Source organism: Nonomuraea cypriaca (assembly GCF_015645445.1).
GTDB classification, from domain to species: domain Bacteria; phylum Actinomycetota; class Actinomycetes; order Streptosporangiales; family Streptosporangiaceae; genus Nonomuraea; species Nonomuraea cypriaca.
Genome location: NZ_JADOGI010000393.1, coordinates 1 through 5,673, shown reverse-complemented (window position 1 = coordinate 5,673; position 5,673 = coordinate 1). Strand labels below are relative to the sequence as shown.

General features: G+C 74.8%; 2 protein-coding genes. Both read right to left on the bottom strand.

Annotated elements, in window-relative coordinates:
• The coding region (locus ITP53_RS53505; RefSeq protein ID WP_195903162.1) for a non-ribosomal peptide synthetase at positions 1-2,734 on the bottom strand (2,734 nt) is incomplete at its 3' end.
• A partial coding sequence (locus tag ITP53_RS53500) for a non-ribosomal peptide synthetase (RefSeq protein WP_195903161.1) occupies positions 2,731-5,673 on the bottom strand: 2,943 nt, incomplete at its 5' end. The genes ITP53_RS53505 and ITP53_RS53500, both read right to left, overlap by 4 nt.

The following is a 5,673-nucleotide window of genomic DNA, read 5'->3' as shown; positions in this document are numbered from 1 at the left end:
GGAGGTGGTCGAGAGGCACGTACTGGGCGGGGAGGAGGTGCTTCGGCAACCGGGCCGCGGCGTGGTCGCGTACCCGCGCGAGCGTGCCGCCCTCGGCCAGGACGACATACGCCACCAGCCGCCGCCCCGGCCCGGCAGCCCCGGTGCGGCCGGGCACGGCCACCACGACGGCGCGCTCGACGTCCGGGCAGCTCTCCAGGGCGGCCGCCACCTCGCCGGGCTCGACCCGGTACCCGCGGATCTTCACCTGGCCGTCCGCCCGTCCGGCGAACTCCAGCTCGCCGCCGAACGTCCACCGGGCCAGGTCGCCGGTCCGGTACATCCGCTCGCCCGCCGCGAACGGGTTCGCCACGAACCGCTGCGCCGTGCGGCCAGGCCGGCCGTGGTAGCCGCGTGCCAGGCCGGTCCCGGCCACGTACAGCTCTCCTGTCACGCCGATCGGCGCGGGGCGCAGGCGGGAGTCCAGGACGTACACGCGGGTGTTGTCGAGCGGGCGGCCGATCGGCACCGGGCCGGAGCCCTGGTCACCGGCACGGTGGCTGGTGGCGAACGTCGTGGTCTCGGTGGGCCCGTACCCGTTGACGACCGTGACGCCGAGCCGCGTCACCCGCCGTACCGCGTCGGGAGGCAGCACGTCGCCGCCCGCCCAGACCTCGCCCACCTCGGCGAGCGCGTCCGGCGCGAGGTCGGCCACCGTGCGGAACAGCTCGGCCGTCAGCCAGACCGCATTGAGCCGGCCGGTCCTGAGGGTGTCCGGGTGGAGCGGCCCTGGGGGCGCGATGACGACGGTGCCGCCGTTCAGCAGCGGCACCCACAGCTCGTACGTGGCCGCGTCGAACGTGTGCGGACTGTGCAGCAGCACCCGGCGATGCCCGGCGAAGCGGCGGTCGGCGGCCAGCTCCAGGATGTTGGCGTGGGTGACCACCACGCCCTTGGGAGTGCCGGTGGAACCCGAGGTGTACATCACGTACGCGGCCGAGTCCCCCGAGCGGACGCGCCTGGCCGCGAAACGCCGGTAACCGCCCGGCCTGTCCTCTGTGGCGCTGGTCAGGATGACGCGGGCGCCGCTGTCCTCGATCAGCCACGACAGCCGTGCCTCGGGCTGCTCGGGATCCAGCGGTACGTAGCAGCCGCCCGCCTTGAGTACGGCGAGTTGCGCGATCACCAGGTCGGGCGAGCGCTCCATCAGGACCGCGACCGGTGCCTCCGGCTCCAGATCGAGGCCTGCGGCGAGCCGGTCGGCGCGGGCGTCCAGCTCGGCATAGGTGAGGGTGAGACCGCCGTGCTCGACGGCCACCGCGTGCGGGGACCTGGCCACCTGCGCCGCGAACCGCTCGGGGACCGAACCGCCCGCCGCCGGCCGAGCCGTGTCGTTCCAGCCCACGAGCAGCCGATTCGACTCTGCCGCAGGCAGCACGTCGCCCGCGAGCCCGGTGCCGGAGAGGGCCTCGAACGCTCTCGTGAGGCGGGCCGCGATCGCCTCGGCCTCGGTGCGGGTGATCAGGTCGGCGCGGTGGCCGAGGCGTAGCCACCACCGATCGCCCGCGACGATCGTGACCGTGAGCGGGTAGTGGGTGGCGTCGCGAACGTCGGTCAGGCGCGGGCCGGGGGTGGTGGTCAGGCCGTCCCGGGGGTAGTTCTCGAAGGCCAGCAGCGTGTCGAACAGCGGGCCGGTGCCGCGTTGCACGTCCGCGAGGCGTACGTGGTGGAAGGCGGCCAGGCGGGCCTGCTCGTCCTGCAGGCGGGAGAGGAGGGCGGGCGCGCGGGTGAGGACCCGTACGGGAACGGTGTTGATGAACAGGCCCACCATCGACTCCACGCCCGCCACCTCGGGCGGACGGCCGGACACCACCGCGCCGAACACCACGTCGTCGCGCCCGGTCAGCCGCGCGAGCACCAGCCCCCACGCCGCCTGCGCCAGCGTGTTGACCGTCACCCCTTCCTGCCGCGCCCGCTCGTGCACGGCCGCGCTCAGCTCGCCGGTCAGCTCGAACTCCACCGCCTCCTGCGGCGGGCCCGCGTCGCCCGCCCCCGGCCTGAGCAGGGTCGGTCCCGGCAGCTCCGCCAGCGCCGCGCGCCAGGCCCGTGCGGCCTCCGCGCCGTCCTGTGCGCGCAACCACGTCAGGTAGTCGCGGTACGGGGGCGCGGGCGGCAGCGCGCTCTCGCCCGCGTACAGCGCGGCCAGCTCCCTGGCCAGGATCGGCATCGACCAGCCGTCCACCAGGAGGTGATGCATCGTCAGCACCAGCTCGTCCCGGGCAGATCGCGGGAGCGGGGCCGGGACCTCACGGGTCGATTCCGCGAGTGTGGCCTGGACCGGCCCGTTCCGGGTGGATCGCGAGAGTGTGGCCGAGACGTCACGGGTGGATCGCACGAGCGTGGCGCGGACCAGCGGCGGCCGGGTGACGTCGAATGGGCGCAGCCTGTCGGCCTCCAGGATGCGCTCCCGCTCGACTTCCGAAGGCGGGTCCACCTCCGTCCACGACAGGCGTACCCGATGCGGCACGAGCTGCACCGGGTGCTCCAGGCCCTTGTGGCGGAAGCACGCGCGCAGGTTGGGGTGGCGGGCGAGCAGGCCCTCCACCGCCGCCCGCAGCCGCGCGGGGTCCGCCCGGCCGTCGAGGGAGAACGTGGCCTGGACGACGTACGCGTCGTGGCCGCCGTACAGGGCGTGGAAGAGCAGACCCTCCTGCGCGGGGGAGAGCGGCAGCACGTCGGCCAGCCGGCCGCTCACCAGTCGCCGTCCAGATCCGCTTCGAGGGCCTCGATCTGGCCCTGCGTCAGGTCGACCAGCGGGAAGTCCGAACTGGTCGCGCCGCCCTCGCCCGCGTGGCCGGCCAGCGTGGCGAGCTCGTCGAACCAGAGGCCGGCCAGCGCCTCGATCCGCTCACCGGTGATCGCGCCGGCCGCGTAGGACCAGCTCGCCACCAGCCGCGTGCCGTCCTGGCCGGTCTGGGCGATGACGTCCAGCTCCACCGCGTACGCCATCGGCGCGTCGGGCATGCCCGCCAGCTCGCCCTCGAACCTGCCCAGGTAGTTGAAGCGCAGGTCCGGGGCCGGGAGGGCGGCCAGTCTTGGGGCGGTGTCCGGGTTCAGGTAGCGGAGCAGGCCGTGGCCCAGGCCGCCCGAGGGGATCGCCCGCAGCTGCTCCTTGACCCGTTTGAGTGCGTCAGCCGGGCTGCCGCCCGCGTCCAGCCTGACCGGGTACTGGGCGGTGAACCAGCCGACGGTGCCCGCGACGTCCACGTCGTCGTCCACTTCCTCCGGCAGGGGCTCACGGCCATGGCCCTCGACCTCGACCAGCACGCCCGTGCCGTGGCCGCGCCATCGGGCCACGGCGGCGGCCAGAGCGGTCAGCAGGACCTCGTCGGGGCCGCAGCGGAAGGCGGCGGGCAGGTGGGTGATCACCTGCTCGGTGCCGCCGGGTGGGAGTGTCCTGGTCAGGGTCGTACGCGGGGCGCCGCGAAGCGGCCGGTCGTGGCCGGGGATCAGGCGGGCCTCCTCGTCCGCCGCGATCCGCTCCCACACCGGCAGCTCGGCGGCCACCCGTCCTGGCCGCACCGCCTCGGCCGCCAGCAGGCGCGCCCAACGCGCGAACGACGTCCGCTCCACCGGCCCCACGCCGTTCGGGGCCTCGCCGTCCGGCAGCACGCCGTCCGGGGCCTCGCCGTCCGGGGCCTTGCTGTCTGGTGTCAGGAGGGTGGTCAGTTCGGGGGCGAGGATGCGCCAGGAGACGCCGTCCACGGCCCAGTGGTGGGCGGTGAGCAGCAGGCGGCCGGGTGCGAAGCGGGTGGCGGCGAGCATCCGGCCGTGCTCCGGGTCGAGCGGGGGCGGGGCAGGCAGGGTGCCCGGTTCGGTGTTCGCGGTGGCGTACAGGATCTGGGGCGGTTCGTCGGGGGGTGGCACCTCCAGCTCCCAGGCGGCGTCCGGGTGGCGCAGGAGGCGCATGCGCAGGGCCGGGTGCCGGGTGGCCAGCGTTCTCAGGGCCGACACGATCCGCGCGTCGTCCAGCCCTTCCGGAACGGGCAGTACCAGGGACTGGGTGAACGAGGCCAGCGGGCCACCGTGCTCCCGCCACCAGTGCATGATCGGGGTGAGCGGGAACCTGCCCGTGGGGGAGTCCGCGACGGCCGGCGCGGTGTCGCGGGCGACGGCGGCCAGCGCGGCCGGGGTCCTCGCGACGAACACCTCGCGCGGCGTCAGCCTGAGCGCGTCCGCCCTGGCCCGGCTGACCAGCCGGATCGCCACGATGCTGTCGCCACCGAGCCGGAAGAAGTCGTCCTCCGCGCCCACAGCGGGCACACCGAGCAGCTCCGCGAAGATCGCGCACAGGACCGACTCGCGATCGGTGACCGGCTCGCGGGACGACTCCGTGGCGGCGGCCGGGGCCGGCAGGGCGGCACGGTCCACCTTGCCCCGCGGCGTGATCGGCAGCGTGTCCAGCACCACGTACTCGCTGGGCACCATGGGCGCGGGAAGCGCCGCCACCGCGTGCGCCAGCACATCGCCGACCGAGGGCGACTCCGAGCGGGGGACGAGGTAGGCGACGAGGCGGCCGTCGCGCAGCGCCACCGCGGCCCGTGCGACGGACCCGTGCCCGGCCAGTACGGCCTCGACCTCCGCCGGTTCGATACGGAAACCGCGCACCTTCATCTGGTCGTCCGCGCGGCCCAGGAAGTGGAGCTGGCCGTCGGGCCGCCGGTACACCAGGTCGCCGGTGCGGTACATGCGCTCGCCGGCGGGGCCGTACGGGTCGGCAACGAAGCGTTCCGCCGTGTGGCCGGGCCTGCCGAGGTAGCCGCGCGCCACGCCGGGGCCCGCGGCGTAGAGCTCGCCGGGCACGCCGACCGGCACCGGGCGCAGGCGGGCGTCCAGGACGTACAGGCGGTTGCCGAGGAGGGGGCGGCCGATCGGCGGGAGGCCGCCGCCGGGGTGGAGCGGGTCGCTCAGGCTCGCGGCGACCGTGGTCTCCGTCGGCCCGTACGCGTTCCAGAAACGCCTGCCCTTCCACGCGGACACCAGCTCCGGCGGGCAGACGTCGGCGCCGGAGGCCAGCCCGCGCAGGTCGGGATAGTCGCCGGGCGGCACGCTCGCCAGCACGCCAGAGGTCAGCAGGCTGAACGTGACGCGCCGTTCCCGCAGCACCCTGCCCAGATCCGGCCCGGCCAGCGGGCCGTCCGGCGGGATGATCAGCGTGCCGCCCGAGCCGAACGCCATGCACAACTCGGCCACCGAGATGTCGAACGTCGGCGCCCCGATCTGCGGGACGCGGCTGGTGGCGTCGAGGCCGAACGTGTTCACCAGGGAGCGGGTGAGGTCCGCGATGCCGGCGTGGCTCACCACGACGCCCTTGGGGCGGCCGGTGGAGCCGGAGGTGTAGATCACGTAGGCGGCATCGAGAGGGCTGATCGCCTGAAATTCCGCATTAAAACACGAAATTTCGGGCGAAATGCGGTCGATCCGCAGCTCCGGCAGCGTGCCGGGCTCCGCGACGAGCAGCGTCGCCCCTGCGTCCTCCACCAGGTACGCGAGCCGGTCGGCCGGATGGTCCAGGTCGAGCGGCAGGTACGCGCCCCCCGCCCGCTGTACGGCCAGGATCGCCACCACCAGGGCCACCGACCGCCCCAGCCCCAGCGCCACGACCCGCTCCGGCCCCACCCCGCGCTCCCGCAG